Genomic DNA, 25,567 nt, shown 5'->3' with positions numbered 1-25,567 from the left:
CTTATTATTTAATCAATATATATTTATACATTTAAATCTTAAATAATCAACAGTTTAATAATGGCATTGTACCAAGTTTCAGTATTAAAACAACACATCACTTTACAAGACAAAGAACTTGTTTCTAAAGCTTACAAAAAATATTCAAAGTATTTCTTAAATCCTACGATACAAGACAATATACGTAGCTCTAAAGAAGAAGAATATCAAGGTATATTCCTTACCGAATTATTTGTAAATATATTAGGATACACACTTAAGCCTAAAGCAGATTTTAATTTAGTAGCAGAGTATAAAAACCAAAACAACGCACGTAAAGCAGATGGTGCAATATTACATAATGATATTGCTATTGGTGTTATTGAATTAAAAGGAACTAACACAAAAGATTTAGAAAGCATACGCAAACAAGCATTCGACTATAAAGCCAATCAAAAAGGTTGTGTCTATGTCATAACCTCAAACTTTGAGAAACTAAGATTCTATATAAACGATGCCACAGAGTTTGAAGAATTTAATCTCTTTGAGCTATCGCCAGAGCGGTTTACATTACTATATTTATGCTTACAAAAGGATAATGTTATAAATAACGTACCCTTAAAAATAAAAGAAGCCTCTGTAGTTGTAGAAGAAAAAATCACAAAACAATTCTATAAAGACTATTCCGTATTTAAGCGTGAATTATACAGAGACTTAGTAAAACGTAATGCTAAAACATTAAAAGCTCAAGTGTCTAATGTCACCTTAAGCTCAGTCGAGAGGTCTCAAGAAGAACAACAGGAACTTCAACGCTTAGAAAAAAACGTTAAACTAACCCTCTTTAAAAAATCACAAAAACTAATAGACCGTTACCTCTTTATTTTCTTTGCAGAAGATAGAGGTTTACTACCTGCAAACAGCACGCAACAAATTTTAGACAAGTGGAAAGATGATGTAGATTTTGGAGACGACAGACCGCTATATACCCTGTTTAAGCAATACTTTAACTTTTTAGACCAAGGAAGAGCAGGAACATCTAAAAGAGCTGAAATATACGCCTATAACGGTGGTTTATTTAAAGAAGATAAAACATTAGATAGTTTAGAAATTGATAACGATTTACTATACAAACACACTAGTAAATTAGCAGCTTACGATTTTGAAAGTCAAGTAGATGTTAACATATTAGGACATATTTTTGAAAACTCTCTAAACGAAATTGAAAGCGTTAACGCAGAAATTGAAGGTGGCGACTTCGATAAACAAAAATCTAAACGTAAAAAAGATGGTGTATTCTACACACCAAAATACATTACCAAATACATAGTAGAAAATACCATTGGTAAACTTTGTGACGAAAAGAAAACCCAATTAGGCTTTAAAGAAGAAGAATATTTTAAAGGACGTAAAAACCGAAACAAAACTACAATAACCAAATTAGTAACAATCCTAGACGATTATAGAGATTGGCTACTACAACTTACAATATGCGACCCTGCTTGTGGCTCTGGTGCATTTTTAAACCAAGCATTAGATTTTTTAATAAAAGAACACACTTATATAGATGAGTTGAAAACAAAAGTATTAGGTGGTGGTTTACAGTTTCCAGATATAGAAAATACCATTCTTGAAAACAATATTTACGGTGTAGACCTTAACGAAGAATCTGTAGAGATTGCAAAACTATCCTTATGGCTACGCACAGCACAACCAAGACGTAAATTAAACGATTTAAGCTCTAATATTAAATGTGGGAACTCTTTAATAGATAGCAAAGCAGTTGCAAGAGATAAAGCCTTTAATTGGGAAGAGCAATTTCCTAAAGTATTCAACCCGTCATTGCGAGAAGGCACGACGAAGCAATCTCTTGAAAACAAAGGCGGGTTTGATGTAATTATTGGGAATCCGCCTTATGGAGCGGAATTAAAAGGGAAGGAATGGTTAAAAATTAAATTTAAAGCATCAAGTTTTGGTAATATTGATTCTTATAAATACTTTGTTCAATTAGGTTCTGAAATATTGAAAACAAAAGGAACCTTAAGTTATATTATGCCTGATTCTTATTTGGAAAAAGAGTACTTTAAAGATATTAGGCTATTTACTTCTAAATTATTTGAAACGATTACAAATATAAAAATGGGAGACGATGTATTTGATGAAGTTAACTTACCAACTGCGATAATTGTTTTAGAGGAAAAAGGAAAGCACGCTTCTAAATTTAGATTTCAAGATTTATCAAAAATAAATAAGATCCATAAGTCTGACTTTCTATTTAATGAAACAAAGTTTATAATAGATCAACCTGTAGTTGAAAAAACGTTCGTAGTCCAGAATAGTATTATAAAAAGAATCAACACTATTCCTTTGATTGAAGTTTATTATCAAGTTATGGGTGTAAAGGTTTATCAAAAAGGAAAAGGTAAGCCAAAACAAACTTCTGTTGAAAAAGAAAATAATGTTTTTGTCTCAAAAGAGAATACTGATTATTTTGATTTTCCATATGTTTCTCAGGGTATTGGAAGATATTATTATCAGACTCAAAATGAGTTTATTTCATACGGAGAATGGTTAGCTGAACCACGAAAGATAGAATATTTTAATTCACCAAAAATTGTTGTCAGAGAAATAATTAACCCGAGGATATTTGCTAGTTACATTGAAGAACCTGCTGTTGTAAAAAATATAGCAGCAGTAATTATTAATAAGGATAAAGACTATCCTATTAAATTTTTATTGGGATTAATTAATTCCAAGTTATTAACTTTTTATGTAAATGAGCAGTCTCCAAAAAGTAACAATAAAAGTTATCCTAGCTTTAATTCTCGTTTATTAAAAGAGATTCCGATAGCTATTTGTACAGATATTGAAAAAAACAAGATTATTGTAAAAACAGAGGCTTTAATTACTTTAACCCAAGAACAAGTTGAACATAACAATAAATTCCAAAAGTATCTTCTACAAAAATTTACTTTAAGAAAACTATCCAAAAAATTACAAAACTGGCACGATTTAGAATTTGGAGACTTTATAAAAGAGTTAAACAAAGCCATAAAAGCAAATAACAAACTACGTGTAAAAGATGGTTTAGAAGAAGTGCCAACATTAACTAAAAAAGATGAGTTTGAGTGGCTAGACCTTTTTGAAGAAAACAAACAAAAAGCACAAGCCTTACAAACCCAAATTAACCAAACAGATAAAGAAATCGACCAAATGGTCTATGAGTTATATGGTTTGACTGAGGATGAAATAGCAATTGTAGAGAATAGTTAATTTATGGATACATCTCATTTTTTATATCATTATAACATTACGCTTCGAAATAGGATTAATCCAAATGGTAAAGAGATTAGAGGTGTTAAACCTATAATAAAAGATACTTGTTTTGAATATAATTTCGAAAACGAGTTAGACTTTTTAGATGTTTTTGATGTGAATAAATCCGAATTATATCAAGATGGAGATAGTGATATTTATACAGATTATATCTTTAGAGGTCACAAGGATTCAACATGGGATTTATTGCCTAGTGTTTATAGAAAAAAGCAAGAGGAGTTAGATAAAGATTATAAAAATAGAATTAACACTTATGCATCAGGTAATGGTGCGACTCAATATAATGAAGTAAATAATTTCGCATTGTTTGTTAAGGAAATTGACAATTTAGGATTTTCCATAACAGATTGTTCTCATAAAACAATACAGTTTTTAGATAAAAAAAGCAATATCAATGGAGGGAATTTATTGAAGAATAATGATATGTTTAGCTTTCCAAAAGAAACGCAATTAAGTGAGTTGGCTTTAGCGCAGCATTATGGAGTTGGCACAAGGTTATTAGATTTTACTAAAAATCCATTTACAGCTTTATTTTTTGCTTCGGAAAATGCATATCCTTTCTCTAGACTAATAAAGCCTAATGATAAAAGAATAGGAATATGGGTAATACCAAAACTGTTAATTGATGCTATTGCTCAAGAAAGGTTTTTAAAATATGTTGACGTTAAAAAATTTCAAAATAGTTATATAGCTGCTCAAAAAGGTGTTTTTCTGCATTATTTTCCTTCAAGTGATTCATATCTTGATTTAGATTTTAAAGAGGATATAACTTTGAAGCTTGATGGACTTTTAACAGCAAATTATAAAAATGAATATATTAATAAATTAATTAATGAGCATATCGGTAAACCAATGCTATTTACTTTACCACACAGCAATCTACTACCAATAGCTAAAAGATTAAAACAATTAAATGTTAGCTGGGCTACTTTAATGCCAAGTTTAGATGGTGTTAAGAAAGAGGTGCTAAGACAAAATGAAAAGCCTTATTCGAACGATATTTAACCTTATGATTCAACTGTTAAAAATGAAAATTATAGTAAATTATAGTGAAAATGTGGTAAAGTGTTGTACATTTGTGGCAACAGTACACACCACGCTACAGGTCTTACTCCGGTTAGAAACAGCGTCCCAGGGTGTGTCTTTTGCTTTATATAGGTTTCTTTTCTTCTCAAACTTTACAAAAATAACGCAATAAATGTTCGACAAAAAACCATTTACACTTACTGAACAAGTAAAGCAACTACAAGAGCGTGGCTTAATAATTAAACATCCACTTATTGCAGAGAAATACCTTATAAATATTAGTTATTATAGATTAGGTGAGTATTGGTACGTAATGCAAACAGATAAAGAGAACCATATATTTAAGCCCAATAGTAAGTTTGTAGATGTTATTTCACTATATAATTTTGATGCAGAACTACGTCTATTAATTTTTGATGTCATAGAGAAAATAGAAATCAGTTTACGCACCAAATTGATATACCATCTTTCTCACGAAATAGACCCTTGGTGGTTTCAAAACTTCGACCTTTTTAACGATAGTAAAGCTTTGGTAAAAACCTTATCTAATTTAGAAACGGAAATTGAGCGCACTAAAGATGAATCAATAAAAAAGCATATTAAAAAATATAAAAACGATAAAAGGTTTCCTCCTGCATGGAAATCTTTAGAGCAAACAAGTTTTGGTGCATTATCAAAGCTATATGGTAATTTAAAACATACTGTGAAATCTAAAGATATAATCGCTGCCCAATTTGGTGCTGTAAATCACACCTATCTACCAAGTTGGTTGCAATCCATAGCACAAATACGTAACTTTTGTGCACATCATTCTCGCTTATGGAATCGTAATTTACCAGGAACAGTAAAACTGTTATCTAAACCACCAAACCCTTGGATATTAAATCCGTTAAATGTCCCTAAACAACACGAATTCACAAAAATTTATGTACATATGTGTTTAATGCGTTATATGTTAAATACAATCCTTCCAAGAAATGAATTTAGTGCAAAATTAGATAATCTATTTAAAAAATATCCTAGTGTTGACCCAAATGCATTAGGTATGAAACCCAACTGGCAAGAAGAACCGCTTTGGAAAAACCTAAAATCCAAGTATTAGTATTAAATATTTCTTTCTGTTTTACGGTAAACCATAATAATCTATGTTTTATATCTAGTAATTTTAAATTTAATTAACAACTTAATGTTTTATGAAAAATTTATTATTCCTAGTTCTGCTATTAATATTGTCATGCAGTAAAGACAATGATGAAGAATGTGAAGCGCTTTATGAGCAATATATTACGTCTTTAAGTAATACAGGAGGTAGCCAAGCTGCTATTGAAGAGATTACAAGACAGTATGAAGAAAGAAAGGCAGATTTAGGTTGCAATTAGATACCTATATAATAACTTGAGATTAAAGCTTAACTCAATATTTAATTTATACCTACTTTTAGAGTGTTAATTAAATTATTATGTTTCAATGTATTTAATTTTGTTTTGACATGTCCACATCTTTATACGCTATATCAAATATCAGAATACCTCAAGAACCATCTTTTGAGTATCTCAATGAAAAAACTGAAGCATTAAATGCGTTCAATTTAGGTAATACCTATATAACTTATAGAGACGATAACGGTAAGTTAATTACTAAAACAGATGCGCGTTCGTGGTATCACGAGACAACAAATGAAAATGGTTTCTTAGAAATTTACTTTAATGGAGGCTCGCCTTATGATATAACTTTAATGCCCAACTTAGGTTTTATCTCTTTTATGTTAAAATATAGAGAGCTTTATGGACTTTATAAATCTTCTCACCTAACTAAATTCAGAAAAGAATTATATCAAATTATAAAATTGTTTGGTGGCTCAGAGGTTGTTTTCTTAGCAGATAATGGTTGTGATAAACTAAGTCATTATTTAGAGCTTATGGCTTGGGAAAATATACCTTATCAAGAGATAAAAGAACTAATGATTAAAGATTTAGGCGAGCCAGTAACAGATTATGCTTTGTTAGATGAATCCAAAATGTCTTATAAGCATATTACAGAATTTGTGATGGATGATTTTTTAGATATTAATAAATAATATATTTAAAAAAGGCATAGAAAAGGACACCCAAAAAATTACAAGCAATATAACATAAAGAATATCAGCAAATTAAAGTCCTTAGTTCGAGCCTAAGAAGAGGAGCATACAAAGCCATTACGAAAGTAGTGGCTTTTTTGTTTATTTACACTTTGCTAATTATTTTCTAATCATATATTATTCACTTAAAAATTTTTAAAATTTCACATGATTTATAACTTTTATTTAGACTCGTTTGAATCGCTCTATTAGATTTCAGAATAAATTATTGCGTCAAAAGAAGAGATTAGAAAAAGCTTATTAAAAAGTAAAGAGCAAAAAAATCCCATCAAGAAAAGATGGGAATTTTATAATTATATTTAAGGCAGATTAAATTACGCCTTATATTTTTTCTTTAATTGCTTTAGCATTTCTGAAGTCATGGTTTTAAGATCAAAATCGTGCGACCAATTCCAGTCTTTACGAGCGACACTATCATCTATTGACGATGGCCAACTATCTGCAATAGCTTGTCTAAAATCTGGTTTGTAACTCATTTTAAATTCAGGCATTTCTGCTTTAATACTATCTGCAATTTCTTTTGGCGTAAAACTTATTGCAGACAGGTTGTATGACGATCTTATAGTTAAATTTTCTGAAGGAGCAGCCATAATTTCTGTTGTTGCTTTAATGGCATCATCCATAAACATCATCGGCAAATTTGTGTCTGCAGCTAAAAAGCTTTCGTATTTACCTTCTTTTATTGCTTCGTGATAAATTTCAACGGCATAGTCGGTAGTTCCACCTCCAGGCATGGCCTTATGGCTAATGATGCCAGGATAGCGAATGCTTCTAACATCTACGCCATATTTATTATAGTAATATTCGCACCAACGCTCACCGACTTGCTTTGTAATTCCATAAACCGTTGTAGGTTCGCTGATGGTATGTTGTGGTGTGTTTTCGGTTGGTGTAGTTGGCCCAAAAACAGCAATGCTACTAGGCCAGAACACTTTTTTAATATGTCCACCTTTAGCTAAATTAAGAACATGAAAAAGTGAATTCATATTTAAATCCCAAGCTTCCATAGGATATTTTTCGCCTGTAGCACTTAAAAGCGCAGCCATGAGATAGACCGTATCTATATTATTATTGATGCAACAATCCTTAATGGCATTAAAGTTTTTAGCATCTAAAATTACAAATGGACCTGCGTTTACTAAATCTAACTTTCTAGTATTAATATCACTTGCAATAACATTATCCACACCATGGATTTGTCTTAATTTAATGGTAAGCTCTGTACCAATTTGCCCACAGGCACCAATGATTAATATTTTTGAAGACATTTGCTCTAAATTATTTTATTCGCAAAAATAATAAGAAAATATACGATGCAATATTAAAATTTTCAGAAAATAGCGTGTTTCATTGTGAAGTTTTCAATCTTAAAACAGGAGTGTTAATACTAAATAATAGAATATTTAGTTTAAGTATCTTTACAATCTTAAATTACATGCATTTATGAAGATTTCATTTGTCGTTTTTATTCTCTTTGGTGTTATTATGCTTAGTTGTGGTAATGACAAAACAGCAACAACGGAAGAAGAGGTTACTGAGAACAGTAACCAAGAAAAAAAAATTACAGCTAAAACAATTGAAAGTATATCCTATAAAGATTATGCCCTAAGTCCTGAAGCTGATGAAGAGCTTGTTCCTTGGGCAGATTATCATGAATTGGCGAAGCAGATAGAATTTTTAAAGAAAGGCGATTTTTCTTTTTTTAATAATGATGTTGAAGCTTTACAGGAGTTTATTAAAGGTTTTAAGGCAAGTATGCCAAATACGTTTAGAACCAACCCAATACAATCTAGAAATGTAATTATTGAAACTGCGCTCTTAAAACTAAATGAATATTTAACATTAGATAATATTTCTAGAAGTGATAAATTACAAGGTATTAAGGACGTTTTTGTAGCATTTTCTAACCTTAACTATCAAATTAATAAAAAGTTAGAACGCGATATGTATAATGATATACAACCAGAATAATTAAATAAAAAAAGCAGCTCATTGAGCTGCTTTTTTTATTTAAAAACTGATGTTCTTAATTTTTTTGCTCTGCAGCTGCACGTTGCGCTTTTTGAGCTTCTAAAGCTTCTCTACTAATTTTTGCCATATTAAAATTAGGGTCTATAGCTAATGCTTCATTGAATAACTGTAATGCGATATCTACATTTGCAGTTTTATTTTCATTAAACTTTAATAAGCCTTTTAAGTACAAAAGAGCAGCTTTCATTGATGTTTCGTAAGGTTGTTTTGTCTCGTAGAAAGCGCGTTTGTCCTCGTCCTTTACGTTTGTTAATGCATAATCAATATTTAATTTTGCACCAACCAAATCATTTACTTGCATTTTCATATCTGCCATTTCATAAGCCAAATAAACGTTTGGGTTACGGACAAATAATATTTCAAAATGTTCTAATGCCATTTTTGGCTGATTAAGATTTTTTAATGCTAAGGCTTTTACTTCAACATTGATATCAGAATCTGTTTCGTTTTTTTCAACACCAATAGTATTTAAAGCTTGCAGATATTGCCCTTCAGAAAGGTAGATGTACGCAATAGTATCTCTACGAGCTACCGAAGGCTCTAAAACTTCGAGATGTGTCATGGCATTTATTATACCTTGTACATCACCTTGTTTTTTCATTTGTTTATAATATGCTTCGTAGTGATCTTTTAATTCTGTATTAGTCTGTGCAAATAAGCTTACAGAAAATAGCATAAGAAATGCAATAGTAATCGTCTTCATTTGTATTTAATTAGTTTATTAATGGCTAAATCTATAAAAATTTCTAAGAAATGGTCTTAAAAATCTATTAATTTCTAAGGTTCTACCTTAAAAGTATAATCCAAAAGTTGTACCAATTTAGAGCTGTCTATAATTTTTCCTTTACTTTTTGCTGAAGTGTTATAATTTGGTAACGGTAAATTATGCTGTTTACAATAAGTTTTATAATACTGCTCTTTATTAGTATGTTTGGGATATGCAGCGTTTAAAATATTGTTCCAAGATTTGATTTCAATAATTTTATGAATTATTGCAATGCAGTCCGTTTTATGAATTAAATTAATTGGAGCTTCTGGGTTAGAAACATTTTCTCTACCAGATAACATTTTTGAAGGATGTCTTTGCGCATCAAACAAGCCACCAAATCTTAATATTGTAGTATTAAAATTAGGGTTGTTGATAAACATATTTTCTATTTCTATAAGTTGTTGTCCACTATTTGACTTGGCGTTTGGCTTAGTGTTTTCGGTTATAGTTTTAAAATTTTCTTCATTTTGAAAAACAGAAGTAGAACTAATATAGAGTACGTTTTTAATAGTGCTATCTTCAATGGCATGTATTAAATGTTTTAATTCTGCGACGTGATTCTTGTCTGGATCTCGTCTTAATCCTGGTGGAATGTTAACAATTATGGTTTCGCTTCCGGATAAAAACTGCGCATAATCTCCTGATATCCCGTTTTCATTTAAGGTTAATAAAAAGGGCTCTATTTCAAATTGATTAAGCGTTTTTAATTTTTCAACTGAGGTTGTAGAACCATGAATTTTAAACCCGTCAGTAATTAAGGATTTCGCTAAAGGTAAGCCTAGCCAACCACAGCCAATAACGCTAATTTGTGCTTTCAATATATATTTAAATTGATGGAGTTAATAGTATAGAATTATATTTTCAAAGGTACGAAATAATAGTACTGTTATAGTTGAATTTGGTTAACCAATTAATTTTCAGTAACTTTAGAATTCACTCTAAAAACAATTGTTATGCCAGTAAAAAGTTTTCAAGGTTCTCGTAAGCAACAAAATGCTTCGCAAACAATAGCCCTAAAAGTAAGAGATTATATGACAACAAACCTCATAACATTTAGGCCAGAACAGTCTGTGCAAGAAGTTGTAGAGGCACTTATAAAAAACAAAATTTCTGGTGGACCAGTAGTTAATAGTAACCAACAGTTGGTAGGTATTATCTCTGAGGGTGATTGCCTAAAACAATTAAGTGAAAGTAGATACTATAACATGCCATTAGAGCATGATAATGTAGAAAAACGTATGGCTACTAATGTAGAAACTATAGACGCAAATCTTGATGTTTTTGATGCAGCTAATAAGTTTTTACAATCGAAAAGACGACGTTTTCCTATTGTGGAGAATGGAAAATTAATTGGTCAAATTAGCCAAAAAGATATTTTAAAGGCAGCGCTACAATTAAAAGGAGAAAACTGGAATAGCGCTACTAAAGGTTAAATTCTTCTGTCTTTTTTTAGAGCTTCTGGCATATCTGTTAGAAGAAACTTTTGTTTTTCATTCCCAAATATTTGAAGGATTTTAGAATAAGAATAGCCTTCAATTGGTTGATTTAAGCTTTTCCATTTGGCAATGCCTTTTATTGTAATTACTTCGTCTAATTCTATGACTCCTTCTTTATACCTTAATGTTTTATTGAGGCCTAAAAGATTGGTGCTTTTTTTGTTTAAGCTTTTAAGGTAATTTGTTTGAAGCGGTGAAGCATCATTTAAAAATTCACTTTTTAAAATATGATCTTTTACGAGGTATACGCGAGAATATTTATTGGCTTGCGTTGCATTTATAAGAGCGAGTTCATTACCAGATTCTATAAAGAAATCTTGCATTTTTTTGTCCTCAGCATATTTGCTCCAGCCATTTTTTACTTTTTGCTCTATGATAACATGATAGTATACGCACTTCTTACCACTTAAAGGAGCAACTAATGGCTCATGCACATATTTTGCTTTACCAATTATTTTTGCATACTCATTATCTCTAATCCTATTGATAGGTTTTACAGGTGTTTTTAATAAGGCTCTTAGAATGTTCTTTTTTGTGCTGAAAAAATAACTTACAATTAAGACTGTTATTATCCCAACCGCAAACAATACAGGTATTAGAAACTCAAAATTTTGAGAAATTATTTTAATCATTTAATCATCGCGTTTTACTAATGCATAATATTCACCTTCGAGAGGTAAGTAACCTTGGTCATATACAAAATAATAAACAGTACCAGCTTTTGTGGTGTAAATACTAGTGAAGTAATTAAAATCAAAACCTTTTTCAATCAATTTAGCTCTTGAGCATTTCATTTTTTTGTTTGGGTTAAGAGCTTCAAGTATTCTGTAGTTTTTTCGTAATCTGTTATTGGTATTTCTTACGAGGTTTTTAGAATCTTTATTAAGACGGTTATTTTGCGCATTTCTACAGCCATCACTACAGTATTTTTTATCGATTCTGCCAATAATAACATCACCACATTCTGGACACTTTTTGCGCATAATTTTAAATTTGTATCAACAATATACTAATTATAATTTTTGAATGGTAATGATTTTTAGTTCATTAGATGGTACTAAGCGAAAGTTTTATTTCGCTATCGTAAACCCAACAGGTGCTTTAAGTTTACCAGAATCGTACATGTTAATATAAATAGAAACGGTGTCTTTTGCGTTTTCCCATGTTACTCTGTAATTATCTAACATGGCATAACCCATCAATCCATTTTTACTTTCTACTGGGCAACAGCTACCTGCTCTAAAGTATGAAATTGCTTCACCATTAGGACCTAGTTAGAGCATTGAGATAACGTCGTTCATTTCTAGGACCTTCCTTTTCTTTAGAGCCACCAACTTCGACTGCATTTTCTGGTGTTAGACCATATGTTTTATCTGTAGAAATTTCTGTTATTAAAAACGTATTACTATCCTTTAAAATTTGGGCAACATTTTTATTTTCAGCATTCACTTTATTTGATGGAACTTCTTTTTTAGAACCACATGATATTAGTAATACGGTTAGGGCAAATAAGATAGCATATTTCTTCATTCTATTAGGTTTGGTTTAGTGCTTCTAATTTAATGAATTAAATTGATAAAATATATAAAGTAACTATGTTGCTTAAATTAATAGCTGCCATAATTTCTGTCTAAATAATCGATCATGTTTTTATAAAATGTAATAATAGGAACCAATGTCTTTTCTTTGTTATTAAAGCCTAAATAGAACTGCGTATTGAGTATATAATTCTCATTTTTTTGGTAGCCTTTTATAATAGGCTCAAAAGCGTCTTTCTCTGCTAGCTCTGTTAACTGGGTTGCTTTTAAATTTTCTAAAATTGTTCTTTCTAGCAGTCTGTTAGAAGATTTAATAGACCATCTTTTAGCTTTAAAGCTAAGTAATCTCGAAAAATGACTTCTTGTAGTTAATTCAATATTAGGAATGATTGTTTTGGGTATTAATGTGGTTTCTATTACAGCCATATTATGATTACCAAATTCATATTTTATATGAATAGTATGCTGTTGGTAAGGAATCTTTATTTTATAAATATCTATTTCTGATGCAGAATTATCTATACCAATAACTCTTTTCTTTATAAGGTGATAAATAGTTTGGTACTCATCTGCTAGTTTTTGAAACGCTTCTTTAATCATCCTTGCACTGAATTAATGGCCTTTTCTAATTTATCGAGTTCGGTTTTAATAAGTGGTTGTAATTTAAATTCTTTTGTATGTTTAATATAGTTTGCGGCAGATGCATAATTTTTTCGTTCAAACTCTACGTTGGCCAAGTTGAGTAATACAATAGAGGTGTCATTTTTAGTTCTTAGTCCAATACGGTTGGCTTCTATAAGATTTGTATATGCATTGTCCCAGTCTTCTTTTTCAGAATCTATAATACCTTTACTAAAATAATAATAGCTCTTTTGCCCTTTGCTTAATCGATCAGGATTTTTAATCATTGAAATCAAAGCTTCAGCTTTTTTAAAGTTTTGTTTTTTTAACTGTTGAAAGGCAGCGTAAACGGTTCCTGATTTATAATAACCATAAACAAATAAAGCACTAGCAATTAACATCATTACCATATTAGAATACATGGCTTCAGTGTAAAAAAAAATGGCTGTTATTATTCCTATAATAACAAATATGAGTCTTAACGTTGGTGTAAACATTGAAACTTTGTGATATTAATAATTTAATATTTATAGCAATTTTATCTAGGAGAAGCTTCTATTAAACTTTTTAGTTTTGATGGTAAACCTTCAAATACAACTGCTTTCTTAGGATCGTTTAATTGATATATAATAAAATCTGAATTTACAGTTTTACGTTTGCTTTTCAATGTTATTTCAAAAGTTTTATTATCAACTACATATTCAAATAAATGTATATAGAATGCAGATGTCTTGTTCGGTTTTATACGTTCAGTAAATTTTAGATTCCCTTTAGTAATAATTCCATTGTGCAGGATATCAACGATTTTCTTTTTTTAAAATGCCACTGAATAATAGAGGTTAAAAATGCTAATTGAAACACAATAGCTATTCCTTTCCAAAAGAAACCTTCTGTAATGAGATATTTAGGTTCTGAGCTAAACAGGTCGTAATTTATAACTGCAAAAACTATAATCACAATTATAATGATATAGTAATTTCGGTTTAAAATTTTGGCAACGTTAGTTGTGTTAGGCAATTGTAGTTTCCCTGTTTTCAATTTACTTTGATATTTCTAAGTGAATGTATATTGGTTAAATATAACATAATTAGAAATGAGGTTTTAAACAACGTAAACTAAAATCATAATAAATTATCAGTTAATATAAATCCTCTTAGTACTCTCTATTTTTGAAGTGTAAACTTTTGGCAGAAACATCTTCACATGGTGTTGGTATTAAGCTTTATCTTTACGAAATATCAAAAATTTGGCATCTTTTCCTTGGATGCTCATTAACTTAAAACTCATTGATTTCTCAGCAATCACAAGCTTTTAAGTGTTTTTAAACAACTACAATCGTTTACAAACGAATGTAAGTGATTAATTACCGAATATAGTTTGCAAGCCATTACATCTTTGCAGTGTCGAAACATAAGAACTCGATAGTATTAACTGTTTAACCATTAAAATTTAGAAATTATGAACACGCTTAAAAACAAAGTACAGTTGATTGGTAACTTAGGTAATGATCCAGAAATTACTAATTTTGAATCAGGAAAAATCCTCGCTAAATTTTCTATCGCTACAAATGATAGTTATAAAAATGCGCAAGGCGAAAAAGTAAATGACACGCAATGGCACAATGTTGTCGCTTGGGGAAAAACCGCTCAAATTATTGAAAAATATATTACGAAAGGAAAAGAGATTGCAATAGAAGGTAAGTTGACGTCTAGAACTTGGGAAGATAAGGATGGCATAAAGCGATACACAACAGAAGTAGTTTGTAATGAGCTTTTGATGTTAGGTAAGAACTAATTTATTTTATTTAAATACACAAAAGAGCAACCCAATAGGTTGCTCTTTTTGCATTTGTATAATTGCTTTATTGTAAACTAAATTATTCTACAGTTAAAGTATATTGAGGTGTTTTGTTTAATGGGCAAAAATAAATGTATTCTCCTTTTTCTAATTTGGTTACATTACTAGTTTCACTAGTATTGTTTTCTACGGCTTTAGTAACGTAAGCCGTTTTAATGTGATTTTCTGGTTTCGATGCATCTTTTCCTTTTGGTACCAAAACAAAACCTACTTGGTTACCAACGTTGTTGTTAGCAATTTCAAAAATATAATCTCCTTCAGTTAGTGTTAATGATTTCTGAGTGAATTCACCTTTGGTTTGTTCTAAAGTTACAGTTTTTGCTTTAGTTTTTAAATTGTCTTGTGCATTTCCGTTTATTGTAAAGGTTAATGCTATTACTAGAATTGTGATTAATTTTTTCATTTTTTTTTCTGATTTTTAAGTTATATTAATAATTATATAGTTTCTAATTCTAAGGGTTGTGCTAAGGGAAAATCTACAGGAACTAAGGTTGTACTGTGTACATAATTTGAAATTGTTTTATCACCAACTAAAGAAATAGTATCAATTAAGTTTCCTTTTGTATAACCTGCATTAAAATAATTTTCTAATACCGTTTGGTCTGTTTTCCCTCTGTTTTCGGTAATGTTTTTAGCCAATTTTGCTAAAGCATCAAGTTTGTTGTTAATTGATGAGAAGCCAGCTCTAAACTCTAATATTTGCTCGTCTGTAAAGCCATTCATCTTGCCTATTGCTGTATGTGCAGATAAACAATAAATACAATCGTTTACTTGGCTTACTGCAAGGTTTACAACTTCTTTTTCTTTAGCTGATAAAGATGTTTTTGCATTGGCAAAATTTAAGTAGTTTTCTAATGCTGTGTCACTATTAGCGTAAGTGGCATACAAGTTAGGCACAAAACCAAGTGCTTTATTAAGGTTGTCAAATATGGCTTGGTTATTAGCGCTTACGTCTTCTCTTTTTAAAATATTAAATGTGCTCATGTTTTTAAATAATTTTACTCTAATCTTAAATTAGAAAGTTTGTGAATTGTTTTATGTTTTGATGGTACAAAGTTGCTTCAAATCTCAATGTCAAAAAATGGTTGTTATTCCCAATGACATGTCAATTTTTCCCAGTGATAGAAATTAGCCTATATAAGGCTTTTCTGCATCACAATAAAAGTCGTGAATGTGCTTTTGAGCACAATGTGTTTCGGTATTAATAGTGCTTGCTATTTTTTTTGGACTATTGGTAAAGATCTCTATGAGATTGAATATAGATCTGTTTTTAAATTTCATCTTACTGTTGTTTTAATGTTACAGTGCAAAGATGCTCTAGATATCAATGACATAAAATGAAGAATTTGCCCTTAAGCATGTCAATTTTTCCTAACTATGAGTTTTAAGGCGTTTTTTATAGTCTGAAGGTGATATGGAAGTGATTTTTTTAAACAAGCGACTTAAGTGTGATGCGTCTTCAAAACCAATATCATAAGCAATTTCTTTTGCTGTTTTATCAGTATAAACTAATTGACGTTGGGTTTCTAGCACAATACGATCATGTATAATTTGTAATGGACTTCTATTTAACTTGGCAAAGTTATTAGAAAGCGTTTTTGGCGATCTGAATAATTTTTCGGCATAGAAAGATACGCTGTGTTCTGTTTTAAAATGTTGCTCAACTAAGTAATTAAATTCACGCAGCAAATCTACTTTAGAGCTTTTAGGCGATTCTGTAATGCCTTCCTTAGCTTTTAATAAACGAGTGGTTTTAATGATAAATCTTGCCATTAACATTCTGAGCATTTCAGCTTGAATGTTATCTTCAGTTTCTAATTCGTCAATAAAAACTTCATGTAGTGTATCAAATTTTAGTTGCTCAACAGTATCTAAATGAATAATAGGAATATTGGTATTTCCAAAAAATAAAATACCAACACAACTTACTTCCTGATCATGATCTTTAATACAATAAAATTCACGATTAAATTGATATACAATGGCATGCTTACCATTAATATATTGAAGGTATTGAATTGGAGTAAGTGCTAATATACTATTGGCAGGTACTGTAATAGGTACATTGTCTATAATTAATTCTACAGCTTCTAACTTCGCCCAAATAAATGTAAATAACTCACATTGTTTTGCTGTTTTAAAGGCGCGCAAATCATCCGCATTGCCAATATTAAAAATGGCATTTGTAGAAAATTCTTTAAATGTGTAAATCATAGCTCTTAAGTCTATAAAATCAACTAAAAATTACAAAAGAGCTAGATTATTTATTTAAAAAATGATAAATAAAGCGATTTGTGTTTCAGGTTTTAGAATAGAACGTTCTATTGATTTACGTTTTTACAATTCTGTTATTCTAACGCTTCAACTTGGATAGTATTTTCGTCTATTTTACTATTCCCTATAAAGTGAAAACTGATCATAATTAACGTAGATATAATGGCTATGACAAGGTTTGACTTTCTTTTATTAAGACTTTTTATTATAATGCTGACATTAAGTAGGTAAAAGATAATGAGAACACAATAGTGAAATAAATACACAAATAAACCGTCTGTAAGATGATCTCCTCCTTTAGAAACATAATCTGTTTTATTGGAAAAATTTAAAATAGATGGTAAGTGAATCGCTATGAAGGTGTATAGTGCAATTAATAATAAAATACTATTAGTGATTATTAAGGTTTTATTTTTCATTTTTATTTGGCCATTTATTCTCCTATAGGTCTTGAAGGCTCGAGATCAAAGTCTTCAGCTCTTTCTACACTTTCGCGATTATTATTAACTATCATTTCGTTAGGACAATCGTCGTCATCTAAACAGCTTATTACAGCAAACATCATTGTTAGTAGTATTGCATAGTTGAATGTTTTATAAGCGTACGCTTTTGTTTATTTGCATTTAAGTTAGTTAATCAATAAGGTTTCAATATCAATACATTATGCTAATGACTAGAAAAGTAGCCATACATTTGATAGATAAATAACGCAACACCTGCTAAAATTAAATACCAATTAACCGCTTTATAAAAAGCAGAAAACTGATTGCTTTTTCTGGCAAGTGTAATTAAGAATACAATAGGGATTAATGCTAATATTTGCCCTATTTCTACACCTAAATTGAAACACAAAATCTTTGCTAATAATTGATCAGTACCTAAATCAAATGACTGCAGTTTAGTAGACAATCCAAACCCATGGATTAACCCAAAAATACCAACCATTAATAATAAATTAGGAACATTAATATTTAGTTTTTTAAAGTCATTTAAGTTTTCAAAACCTTTATATAAAACACTTAATGCAATCACAGCATCAATTAAATGATCATTGGCGGTAATACCAGCATATGTTGCGCCAATTAATGTGATACAATGGCCTATTGTAAAAACACTAATAAATTTAAGAATGTCTTTAAAATTCTTTAAGTAAAATACAACACCAGCTAAAAACAGAAGGTGGTCATAACCTGTTAGCATATGAGTTGCACCAACTCTAATGTAAGCCCATAATCCGCCTTGTAGCAAAAGCTCTTGGTCAGCATCAGTGACACCATGAGCGATGCCTAAAACCGGAATCATTAATAATGTAACAGTTAATGACCGTTTGAAATTAATTGCCATTATGACTCTTTTTTTCTAAAGATTAAAAATAAAATGGCGACAATAAAAACACTAGCTAAAATGAAAACCCATATTGGTAATCCATTCTCATCTTCATGATCGTGACTGTGACTATCTGTTTTAGAATTAGGATCGTGAGAGTGGCTAACACCAAAAGTAAGTGTTGCCCATTTAGATTTATGAGTTAGTGTATCGCTATCAATAACATTTTTCATACTAATAGTGCGTACATAGTAAGTACCATCTTCTGGCAAGTCTACTGTAACAATACCCTTATCATTAGTTTGTAATTGTTGACCATTAGTGTGCGAATGCTCTTTTTCAGAATCGTCATGTGCGTGGCTATGACTATCAGAGGTAGTTGCATCTTCATGGCTGTGATGTTCTCCATCGCTCTCATGGTTGTGGCTGTCGTTGTGCGAATGCTCATTGGTATTATTAGCATGCTCATGCTCATGGCTTTCTCCTTCATGCTTATGTGCTTTACCTTCATCGCTATGTTTGTGTGTATGATTATCTTTAACATAATTTGCAAAAACGAGTTGGTTAGTCAGTGGCTCACCATCGAGTAGTAACAGTAAATCTAATTTTTCGCCACTATGCTTTTCATAAGGATTTGCTTGTGGTACAAACTCAATTGGGTAACCCAAAATGGTTTTCCAGTCATTACTTTTAATATCTCCAACTTGATATATGGCTTTTACGTGCTTTTGATAATTTTCAACAGCGTCTTGATCTAATAAACTATCATTAGTTCGTTTTTTCAACATATCAAATACGCCATCACTTTTTAAGTAGGCATTGAATTTTTCTGCAGTTAATTCTATATTTCTATCCTTAGTAGAAACACCTGCAACGTATGTACCAGGTTTACCGACATTAAATGTTAATTGCGTTAGGGTTGTGTCTTGATCTTTCCATGACGCTGAATCTATTGCAGTACGTTTACCGTGAGCTACAATAGAGGCATCTAAAATGCGATCGCGTGTTATGGTATTTTCACTACTCTCAAAAGTTCCGTTGTATAAACTTAGTGTGGTTTCTTGATTGGGTTGTAAAAAATAGGATTCCATTTTTATAAACAGATCATGACTACAAAACAGTATAAAAGCCAATAGTAGATAAAATGGTGTGCGAAATTTAGTTATTAATTTTTTAGAAAATTTTCCGTTATTTAATATCATAATTTGTTGTTTAACGATTTCAATATACAAAAAGAATTAGTCTAATGAAGACATTAGGGAACAAGTAATGACTAAAATAAATTTGCTTTTTAGTTTTTATTTGGTCTAGTTTTTTGATGTAGAATCCATGATGGTGAATTTCAGTTTTTTTTTTTAAATATGTTGTTTTAATTTCTAACCAATAGCACTGTTTGTGGTTTTGGTTTTTTGCAACTACAACTCTGTGTTTTATTTCTGTCCAAGTTGCTGGTGAACCATTGACCTGAAACATAAAAAATCGTACTTCAACATTAGCAGGTTTTTTAAATGCACTATTTTTCTAGTCGTCATTATTCGGTCTTCTTTTTTCAATAAATTCTTGATTGTTTGATTTCAGGAAGGCTTCAATTTCATCATCAAAAGATTTTATCTTTCTGTAGTATAGAATTTTTATATGGCTAAACACCATATATAAAAGGCAACAAAATAAAATTATGACAAAAAAGTTTTCCATTTGTTTGGTTTTATATCATGAACTTAAATCGATTTTTTAGTTTCAAGAGTTTATTTATTCTAAAATCCATAATGTCGTCTTTTTAAACTATCAATACTCTTCATTAATTTCATAGGTGGAAGTCCAATTGAAATTCTTCTATCATCGAGTTTATCAAATTCTATAATATCTTCTTCTCCTGAATTATCATAAATTCCATAGATGAATTTTTTTTCTTCTGGCACACGTCTTTGATAACTATCCACAAAGTTTCCGAGGCTATTTGGTGGTGCTTGACCTGTTTTAATTAATTCTTTAAGCGTCTTTGTCCAATAATCGAAATCATCAAAATGAAACAGTAAAATCATTGGATTTACACTTTTCTGGTCTATTTTATATCCTCCAATAACTTTGTCATCAGGATAACCATAGGTTGCGATAATTTGTTTTAATTCTATTTCATTTATAGTATCAATACTGTCACACTTTTGTTGATTATATTGACCTCTTTGTCTATATAGTTGGTCAATTCTTGTCATTTCACTTACTTTTTTTCTCAATTCTAGGTTGATAGAATTAAGGTATTGTGTGTGTAACAAATCAAATTCTTTTTCTACATCATGCCATTGGGTTGTGTTAATGATATTTTGAAAAGCCGCATTGGTTTTAAAATCATCTAATTCATAACCTTTTAAAATTAATTTTCTGATGAGTTCAAAAGTTTTTTCGTTTTTTCCGATATGAGCAGTGGATTCAGCATATTTTTCAATTTCGTAAATCATACTTTGGTTAATAAGTTCGCACTTATTTTCTACAGTGGACATTATTTCAACAACCTTTTTATAATCTTTTTTGTAGTAAGCTTCTTCTGCTAAATAAACATCTTGATAGTAATTTTTGATATAGTTATATGCTTCCTTTTTTTGACAAGACAGCATTAAAAAAACCAATAATGTTCCTATAATTATTTTGTTCATTAATGTGCGTTTAAAATGGTTGTAAAGTGTTTTTACATTTTCTTTAAAATCCAATTCGATATTTTTTCAATCCGGAATATTATAATTAATGTCAGTATAGTTTTTAGAATATACTTAGGAAATGCAAAATCTGGTAATTCTAAATCTTCGTTACCGTTCATTACAGATATAAATTTAAAACAGTAATCAATGAATTCTGGGATGAGGTAGATTAATTGTGCCAACCAAGTAACACCAACAGTTAATAGAATCACTTTGGTTAAAGATTTAGGGGTGAGTTCCGTTTTTATTTCTTCTTCTGATTTAATTAGTTTTTCAGCAATCCATTCTGCTTTTATAAAAAGAAATAGTGAAACAGTAATGTTGGCTATTGTCATAAACGCTCCTGTAAAATATAACTTATCAATTGGTTCAGTTAATAATTCATCGAATTGTGCCATTATCAAAGCGCCATAAATTGAGAGGAAATAAGACCCAAAATGATCAAAAATCTTAGTGAATAAATATAGTCCTGCTATTCTAATTGTAAGTGCTGATAAAACTCGGTTGGTCATTATTTTTTGGTTTTAGTCTTCTGTGGTCTCACGTGTTTTTACTTTCTGTTTTGATTCACACTTTTCATTATAATAGTCCACAACAGATCCAATTCCATAACGGTTAAAAAAATCTCGAGTATTAATTTTGTCTATTAAATCCGTACAATCATTAAAAAATTTTGGTGCAATTTTTTTTCTAAATCTATTTGAGTACGTATTACCTTGTCTTAGGTCTATAATTGTATCATTATCTTTTTTTGAAATGTAATAACTAGTAGTTGTATAAGTCATTCCAAAACCTCCTGTTGCTATTGCATTTGTATTTGTAGTTGTGTTTTTTATATAGAGATTAACCTTGCCAGCTTTATAAATTTCTAATAGTTTATGATGTTTCATGCCATCGAAATAAGTGAATTTATACTCATAACTTTTATCATAATCGTCATAATGAATTGTCACTTTTTTGACTTTTTTTTCAGTCTTATAACTATAGATCTCTTTTTCAGATTTTTTTTCCTTTCTGTAAAGAATATTACCATTCAACTTAATTCTGCCATAACCTTTTATTTCGGTACTATCGGTAAATTGAATAGTGATTTTATCTTGTGAATATGAAACAGTGATAGCAAAGACGATAAATAATACTATAAAAATGTTTTTCATTGTTTAAAATTTAATCAGCAAATGCGCAGTCAACTTCTATTTCTTGAGGACCATCAAAGGTATCTATGGTTTTTGTGCAAGGCTCTTCATCACATGATAAAATAATTGATGTCATAAATATCATAAATAATAGTTTTTTCATTTCTTAATTAAATTTGGTTGTGTCAATAATAGGTTTGATTAATAGCTTGTTTTAGCCACTAATTTAGTAAATACAATTGAAATAGAAGGTTGATATGGATTTTTGTAAGTAGGCTAGTAGAAGTAATTAATTTTATATGGTGTTGTGCAACGTACTTTAAGTATTACTTCGGTTCTATCAAATAATCTTTGTCTTCCATTTCTATCATAGCGTCTCTAACAAAATTTTCAATTTCGTATTCGCTCCCATCTTCAAATTCCATTCCGTCACAGTATTCTTTTATAATTTCGGAAACCTCAATATAATCATTAGATATTTTTTCCGTTCGCAATAATTTTAATTCGAGTGCATAAGTCATAGTATACTTGTCAAAAGGCACTCTGTCTTTCCTGTGTGCAGACCAAATTAATCCACTCGCAATCGTCAATCCAATTCCGTCTAACGAATCAAGTCCGATTAACAATTCGTCATGATTTTCTTTTAGCGAGTATTTAGCAAAATAATTCTCAATCGGTTTTAATTGCTCCAAACAATTTCGTTTATGGTCTTGAGCGTATGGCATTAATGGCCATAATTCGTCAAATAAATATAAAATGTCCGATTTTGAAATTCTACTCATAATGTTTCTCTCGTATGTTGCATAACGTGTTTGTGTATGGTTAGTTGCGTGTTTCAGCAATTAATTTAGTAAATACAAACCGAATAGAAAATCCGTGAGGATTTTCGTAAGTAGGCGAGAACTAGCCATTAATTTTATACGGTGTTAGGCAACGTTATTATTCTTTAGGATATAATACTTCTATTCCAACCATAGGATTTGAAATTCCAGTTTTAGTTCGTTTGAATTTTTTATGTTCTATTGAGCTACCTTTCCAACCTGAATTATGATAATTAGACCAAGTTCTGGCGTTTTTATCTTTGTTAATTGTGTATCTAAACATTGGACCGAAACGAGCATATTTTTTTACTTTACCAAAAGTGTTAACCATTTCTATTCCTATAAAAACTCCGTTTATCGGAAAATTTATATCAAAATCCTTTACATCTATCCATAAACGATATTTCTTATTTTTTGGTTTGACATAAAGGTTCTTGTTGTGTAACAATTTTCGTGGTTTGTTATTAATTGAGTCTAACTCGTAGATTTTTATATTTAAAGTGGCTATATATTCAGCGTTTTTTCTTTTCTTTAAATCAATGTAGATTCGCTTTAGCTTTCCTTTTATATTTTTTGGATTATCTATAAAAATTGCAGTTTCGTAGCCAATTAAAGAAGTAACTCCAATATTTCCCTCTTTTTTGTCTCCTAATAATTTTTTATCAGTATATTTTATTTTTTTGCTTGATATTAAGACTTCATCTAAATTTTCAACTCTCGGTTTTAATAATATCTCAAATTTTATTGCTTTTTTTAGATTAATTAGAGGCAAAATTTTTGATTCATAACCAAGGTTAGAAATTTTTAAAGTATCCGTAGTAAAATTTTTTATTTCTAATTCAAACCCTCCAAATTCATTTGAATATGTTCCTTTTCCATTTTTCAGAACTATATTGGCAAAAGCTACATTTTCTCCAGTAACTGAATCTTTTACGGTTCCATTTATAGTTTGTGAATTAATTAAGTTAATGCTAATTAAAAAAAGTAAAAATGAGATTTTTTTCAAATTATGTGTTTTCTTTTGCGGTTGAGTTTTAATGTTGCCTAACGTGATTGTGTATGGTTAGTTGCGTGGTTAAGCAACTAAGTTAGCAAATAAATCACGGATAGAAAATTCCAGCGGAATTTTCGTAAGTCGGCAGTGACCTAGCAATTAATTATACACGGTGTTGGCTTTTAGTGCTTTTTTTCTGATTTAAAATTTTTTCAGCTTTCTTATTTTGTCAATCTTTAATTCCACAATCAATCTCTTAGATTTAGCAAGATTTTCATTCAACAAACTCGCAATAATTCGCCATATATTTCAATTTCGATTTAGAGATATTGAGTACAAATTTTATAAATTTCACTAACCAACTAAAATTCCCAATGCTGTTTTATTTATTCAATTGCTTTAGCTTTGCGATAGTTAGAATATATTAGAATAATTCCAATAGTCGAAGCAAACAATAACATATAAAACCCTATATAACTACTTTTAAATGGTGACTCCGTGAAAAAATCAGTCATTAATAGTAGAAAAGAAATTGTACTTATAACCCAAAGAAGAGTAAATATTATTAATTTCTTTTTTGATGGTGGTTTCTGTACATTAGTTTTGATGTTCTTCATGTTTTCTGGTTTTTTGGGCATTAAAGCCAACGTGTTTGTGTATGGTTAGTTGCGTGGTTAAGCAACTAAATTAGCAAACTTTTACGAACCCGAGAAAATTCCGCAGGAATTTTCGCAAGTAGGGAAGAACCTAGCAATAAATTATACACGGTGTTAGCCATAGTGTTTATTTACGTATTGTTATTTATCTTAACTATCAACTTTCGATTCGGACAGATTATGTAAAAATCAATATTTCCAATTCCAAAACTGTGCATATAGTATTCATAAGCATAATAATTTCCATTTTCGTTGAGTAAATCCTCTAATTCAAAATCCAGTTCATCAAGAGTGCTATGTGCAAAGTCTAAAAATTTCTGTTCATTTTGGTCAAAAGGTGTACGTTTCCAAAATTCAGAATCCCAATCATTTCTGAAATCGGTTTTTGGATATTTGATAAAAAACTCTTCATTTGGGTTTTTGAAATATTCGGCAGTTTTTTCGTCGATTTTATAAATCCAAATCGAATATCCATCTCCATTAAAAGCTCGTTCAGTTTCGTATTCGTATATCAAATCTCCATCATTATATTCAAATCCGGTTAATTCAAGATTATAGTTTTTTTCTTGAGCGTTTTCTATAGGTTGCCAAAAAAAGTCAGAGCCAGGTAGTAATTTCCAGAAAAAGCCAGGAATCAAAATCAGAATTAATAATATGATAGAAAGTCGATAAAATTTCGGCTTATTCTTTTTCTTAAGAGACTTGAACATTTTAAATCCGATAATAGGATAGAAAAGCACAATAATTAAGGTTAAAAACAGAAATATTATAATCATCTATGGCGTTGGTTTCACATTATGGCTAACGTGTTTGTGTATGGTTAGTTGCGTGGTTAAGCAACTAAGTTAGCAAACTTTAACGAACCCGTGAATATTCCGAA

General features: G+C 30.0%; 34 protein-coding genes. 9 read left to right on the top strand and 25 right to left on the bottom strand.

The genetic code is table 11. The features are described 5' to 3' along the window. The first annotated feature begins 60 nt into the window (after nucleotides 1-60). From Q0891_RS00170 to Q0891_RS00150, 5 genes are all read left to right on the top strand, one after another. Entirely contained in the window at nucleotides 61-3,249 is a 3,189-nt protein-coding gene (locus tag Q0891_RS00170; RefSeq protein WP_299097938.1) for an N-6 DNA methylase, read from the top strand. A 3-nt stretch (nucleotides 3,250-3,252) separates the two neighbouring features. Further along, on the top strand, nucleotides 3,253-4,317 hold the full coding sequence (locus Q0891_RS00165; RefSeq protein ID WP_299097936.1) for an FRG domain-containing protein: 1,065 nt from the start codon (nucleotides 3,253-3,255) through the stop codon (nucleotides 4,315-4,317). Between the two features lie 193 nt (nucleotides 4,318-4,510). Continuing rightward, the gene (locus Q0891_RS00160) at nucleotides 4,511-5,440 is read left to right on the top strand and encodes an Abi family protein (RefSeq protein WP_299097934.1); all 930 of its coding nucleotides are present in this window, start codon (nucleotides 4,511-4,513) and stop codon (nucleotides 5,438-5,440) included. A gap of 91 nt (nucleotides 5,441-5,531) precedes the next feature. Further along, a complete protein-coding gene (locus Q0891_RS00155; protein WP_299097932.1) occupies nucleotides 5,532-5,717 on the top strand; it encodes a hypothetical protein in 186 nt (61 codons plus the stop codon). Nucleotides 5,718-5,827: 110 nt separating this feature from the next. Then, nucleotides 5,828-6,415, top strand: a complete 588-nt coding sequence (locus Q0891_RS00150; RefSeq protein ID WP_299097930.1) for a hypothetical protein — start codon at nucleotides 5,828-5,830, stop codon at nucleotides 6,413-6,415. Between the two features lie 374 nt (nucleotides 6,416-6,789). Here Q0891_RS00150 and Q0891_RS00145 read toward each other — a convergent pair whose 3' ends face one another. After that, nucleotides 6,790-7,743 (bottom strand): NAD-dependent epimerase/dehydratase family protein, encoded by a 954-nt coding sequence (locus tag Q0891_RS00145; protein WP_299097928.1) that lies wholly within the window; start codon nucleotides 7,741-7,743, stop codon nucleotides 6,790-6,792. Between the two features lie 175 nt (nucleotides 7,744-7,918). On the opposite strand from Q0891_RS00145, the gene Q0891_RS00140 reads away from it, so the two are divergent. Then, nucleotides 7,919-8,446, top strand: coding sequence for a hypothetical protein (locus Q0891_RS00140; RefSeq protein ID WP_299097926.1), 528 nt, complete (start codon nucleotides 7,919-7,921; stop codon nucleotides 8,444-8,446). Between the two features lie 55 nt (nucleotides 8,447-8,501). Here the strand turns inward: Q0891_RS00140 and Q0891_RS00135 are convergent, their stop codons facing one another. Continuing rightward, entirely contained in the window at nucleotides 8,502-9,209 is a 708-nt protein-coding gene (locus tag Q0891_RS00135) for a hypothetical protein (RefSeq protein ID WP_299097924.1), read from the bottom strand. 74 nt (nucleotides 9,210-9,283) lie between these two features. Next, nucleotides 9,284-10,093 (bottom strand): hypothetical protein, encoded by an 810-nt coding sequence (locus tag Q0891_RS00130; protein ID WP_299097922.1) that lies wholly within the window; start codon nucleotides 10,091-10,093, stop codon nucleotides 9,284-9,286. 135 nt (nucleotides 10,094-10,228) lie between these two features. Here Q0891_RS00130 and Q0891_RS00125 point away from each other — a divergent pair, with 135 nt between their 5' ends. Then, a complete protein-coding gene (locus tag Q0891_RS00125) occupies nucleotides 10,229-10,708 on the top strand; it encodes a CBS domain-containing protein (RefSeq protein ID WP_299097920.1) in 480 nt (159 codons plus the stop codon). Here the strand turns inward: Q0891_RS00125 and Q0891_RS00120 are convergent. The 8 genes from Q0891_RS00120 to Q0891_RS00085 all read right to left on the bottom strand — a co-directional run bounded on the left by Q0891_RS00120 (nucleotide 10,705) and on the right by Q0891_RS00085 (nucleotide 13,968). Then, complete coding sequence (locus Q0891_RS00120) at nucleotides 10,705-11,403, bottom strand: hypothetical protein (RefSeq protein ID WP_299097917.1); 699 nt, start codon at nucleotides 11,401-11,403, stop codon at nucleotides 10,705-10,707. The genes Q0891_RS00125 and Q0891_RS00120 overlap by 4 nt on opposite strands. Then, complete coding sequence (locus Q0891_RS00115) at nucleotides 11,404-11,754, bottom strand: hypothetical protein (protein ID WP_178991074.1); 351 nt, start codon at nucleotides 11,752-11,754, stop codon at nucleotides 11,404-11,406. An 87-nt stretch (nucleotides 11,755-11,841) separates the two neighbouring features. Continuing rightward, nucleotides 11,842-11,970, bottom strand: coding sequence for a hypothetical protein (locus Q0891_RS00110; RefSeq protein ID WP_299097915.1), 129 nt, complete (start codon nucleotides 11,968-11,970; stop codon nucleotides 11,842-11,844). Between the two features lie 64 nt (nucleotides 11,971-12,034). Then, nucleotides 12,035-12,301 (bottom strand): hypothetical protein, encoded by a 267-nt coding sequence (locus Q0891_RS00105; RefSeq protein WP_299097913.1) that lies wholly within the window; start codon nucleotides 12,299-12,301, stop codon nucleotides 12,035-12,037. Nucleotides 12,302-12,378: 77 nt separating this feature from the next. Beyond that, on the bottom strand, nucleotides 12,379-12,909 hold the full coding sequence (locus tag Q0891_RS00100) for a hypothetical protein (protein WP_299097911.1): 531 nt from the start codon (nucleotides 12,907-12,909) through the stop codon (nucleotides 12,379-12,381). Beyond that, nucleotides 12,906-13,427 (bottom strand): hypothetical protein, encoded by a 522-nt coding sequence (locus Q0891_RS00095; RefSeq protein ID WP_299097909.1) that lies wholly within the window; start codon nucleotides 13,425-13,427, stop codon nucleotides 12,906-12,908. Before Q0891_RS00095 ends, Q0891_RS00100 begins: the two co-directional genes overlap by 4 nt. A gap of 41 nt (nucleotides 13,428-13,468) precedes the next feature. Continuing rightward, nucleotides 13,469-13,597: a hypothetical protein gene (locus Q0891_RS00090; RefSeq protein WP_299097907.1), complete on the bottom strand. Its 129-nt coding sequence runs from the start codon at nucleotides 13,595-13,597 to the stop codon at nucleotides 13,469-13,471. Nucleotides 13,598-13,689: 92 nt separating this feature from the next. Further along, on the bottom strand, nucleotides 13,690-13,968 hold the full coding sequence (locus Q0891_RS00085) for a hypothetical protein (RefSeq protein ID WP_299097905.1): 279 nt from the start codon (nucleotides 13,966-13,968) through the stop codon (nucleotides 13,690-13,692). A gap of 420 nt (nucleotides 13,969-14,388) precedes the next feature. On the opposite strand from Q0891_RS00085, the gene Q0891_RS00080 reads away from it, so the two are divergent. Next, nucleotides 14,389-14,724 carry a single-stranded DNA-binding protein gene (locus Q0891_RS00080; protein ID WP_299097903.1) on the top strand — a complete coding sequence of 112 codons (336 nt, stop codon included), beginning with the start codon at nucleotides 14,389-14,391 and terminating at the stop codon, nucleotides 14,722-14,724. 82 nt (nucleotides 14,725-14,806) lie between these two features. On the opposite strand, the gene Q0891_RS00075 is transcribed toward Q0891_RS00080, so the two are convergent. The 13 genes from Q0891_RS00075 to Q0891_RS00015 all read right to left on the bottom strand — a co-directional run bounded on the left by Q0891_RS00075 (nucleotide 14,807) and on the right by Q0891_RS00015 (nucleotide 24,043). Continuing rightward, entirely contained in the window at nucleotides 14,807-15,190 is a 384-nt protein-coding gene (locus Q0891_RS00075) for a cupredoxin domain-containing protein (RefSeq protein ID WP_299097901.1), read from the bottom strand. Between the two features lie 32 nt (nucleotides 15,191-15,222). Continuing rightward, entirely contained in the window at nucleotides 15,223-15,771 is a 549-nt protein-coding gene (locus tag Q0891_RS00070) for a carboxymuconolactone decarboxylase family protein (RefSeq protein ID WP_299097899.1), read from the bottom strand. 144 nt (nucleotides 15,772-15,915) lie between these two features. Further along, nucleotides 15,916-16,068 carry a hypothetical protein gene (locus Q0891_RS00065; protein ID WP_299097897.1) on the bottom strand — a complete coding sequence of 51 codons (153 nt, stop codon included), beginning with the start codon at nucleotides 16,066-16,068 and terminating at the stop codon, nucleotides 15,916-15,918. Between the two features lie 90 nt (nucleotides 16,069-16,158). After that, nucleotides 16,159-17,001 (bottom strand): helix-turn-helix domain-containing protein, encoded by an 843-nt coding sequence (locus tag Q0891_RS00060; RefSeq protein WP_299097894.1) that lies wholly within the window; start codon nucleotides 16,999-17,001, stop codon nucleotides 16,159-16,161. Between the two features lie 493 nt (nucleotides 17,002-17,494). After that, nucleotides 17,495-17,626, bottom strand: coding sequence for a hypothetical protein (locus tag Q0891_RS00055; RefSeq protein ID WP_299097892.1), 132 nt, complete (start codon nucleotides 17,624-17,626; stop codon nucleotides 17,495-17,497). A 101-nt stretch (nucleotides 17,627-17,727) separates the two neighbouring features. After that, on the bottom strand, nucleotides 17,728-18,405 hold the full coding sequence (locus Q0891_RS00050; RefSeq protein WP_299097891.1) for a HupE/UreJ family protein: 678 nt from the start codon (nucleotides 18,403-18,405) through the stop codon (nucleotides 17,728-17,730). Further along, nucleotides 18,405-19,520 (bottom strand): DUF4198 domain-containing protein, encoded by a 1,116-nt coding sequence (locus tag Q0891_RS00045; protein WP_299098754.1) that lies wholly within the window; start codon nucleotides 19,518-19,520, stop codon nucleotides 18,405-18,407. Before Q0891_RS00045 ends, Q0891_RS00050 begins: the two co-directional genes overlap by 1 nt. Before the next feature lie 621 nt (nucleotides 19,521-20,141). Then, a complete protein-coding gene (locus tag Q0891_RS00040) occupies nucleotides 20,142-21,038 on the bottom strand; it encodes a hypothetical protein (RefSeq protein WP_299097890.1) in 897 nt (298 codons plus the stop codon). Between the two features lie 32 nt (nucleotides 21,039-21,070). After that, nucleotides 21,071-21,592 (bottom strand): hypothetical protein, encoded by a 522-nt coding sequence (locus Q0891_RS00035; protein ID WP_299097888.1) that lies wholly within the window; start codon nucleotides 21,590-21,592, stop codon nucleotides 21,071-21,073. A 12-nt stretch (nucleotides 21,593-21,604) separates the two neighbouring features. Beyond that, nucleotides 21,605-22,237 carry a hypothetical protein gene (locus Q0891_RS00030; RefSeq protein ID WP_299097886.1) on the bottom strand — a complete coding sequence of 211 codons (633 nt, stop codon included), beginning with the start codon at nucleotides 22,235-22,237 and terminating at the stop codon, nucleotides 21,605-21,607. 10 nt (nucleotides 22,238-22,247) lie between these two features. Next, entirely contained in the window at nucleotides 22,248-22,379 is a 132-nt protein-coding gene (locus tag Q0891_RS00025) for a hypothetical protein (protein ID WP_299097884.1), read from the bottom strand. Nucleotides 22,380-22,542: 163 nt separating this feature from the next. After that, on the bottom strand, nucleotides 22,543-22,998 hold the full coding sequence (locus Q0891_RS00020; RefSeq protein ID WP_299097882.1) for a hypothetical protein: 456 nt from the start codon (nucleotides 22,996-22,998) through the stop codon (nucleotides 22,543-22,545). Nucleotides 22,999-23,155: 157 nt separating this feature from the next. Beyond that, complete coding sequence (locus tag Q0891_RS00015; RefSeq protein ID WP_299097879.1) at nucleotides 23,156-24,043, bottom strand: carboxypeptidase-like regulatory domain-containing protein; 888 nt, start codon at nucleotides 24,041-24,043, stop codon at nucleotides 23,156-23,158. A gap of 486 nt (nucleotides 24,044-24,529) precedes the next feature. Between Q0891_RS00015 and Q0891_RS00010 the strand changes: the two genes are divergently transcribed. Continuing rightward, nucleotides 24,530-24,697, top strand: a complete 168-nt coding sequence (locus Q0891_RS00010; protein WP_299097877.1) for a hypothetical protein — start codon at nucleotides 24,530-24,532, stop codon at nucleotides 24,695-24,697. Nucleotides 24,698-24,818: 121 nt separating this feature from the next. On the opposite strand, the gene Q0891_RS00005 is transcribed toward Q0891_RS00010, so the two are convergent. After that, complete coding sequence (locus Q0891_RS00005; RefSeq protein WP_299097866.1) at nucleotides 24,819-25,397, bottom strand: hypothetical protein; 579 nt, start codon at nucleotides 25,395-25,397, stop codon at nucleotides 24,819-24,821. Nucleotides 25,398-25,567: the final 170 nt, after the last annotated feature.

The organism is uncultured Winogradskyella sp. (assembly GCF_947498005.1).
Taxonomy (GTDB): domain Bacteria; phylum Bacteroidota; class Bacteroidia; order Flavobacteriales; family Flavobacteriaceae; genus Winogradskyella.
Note: the sequence above shows the minus strand (reverse complement) of the source record. Positions and strands in the feature narration are given on the sequence as shown.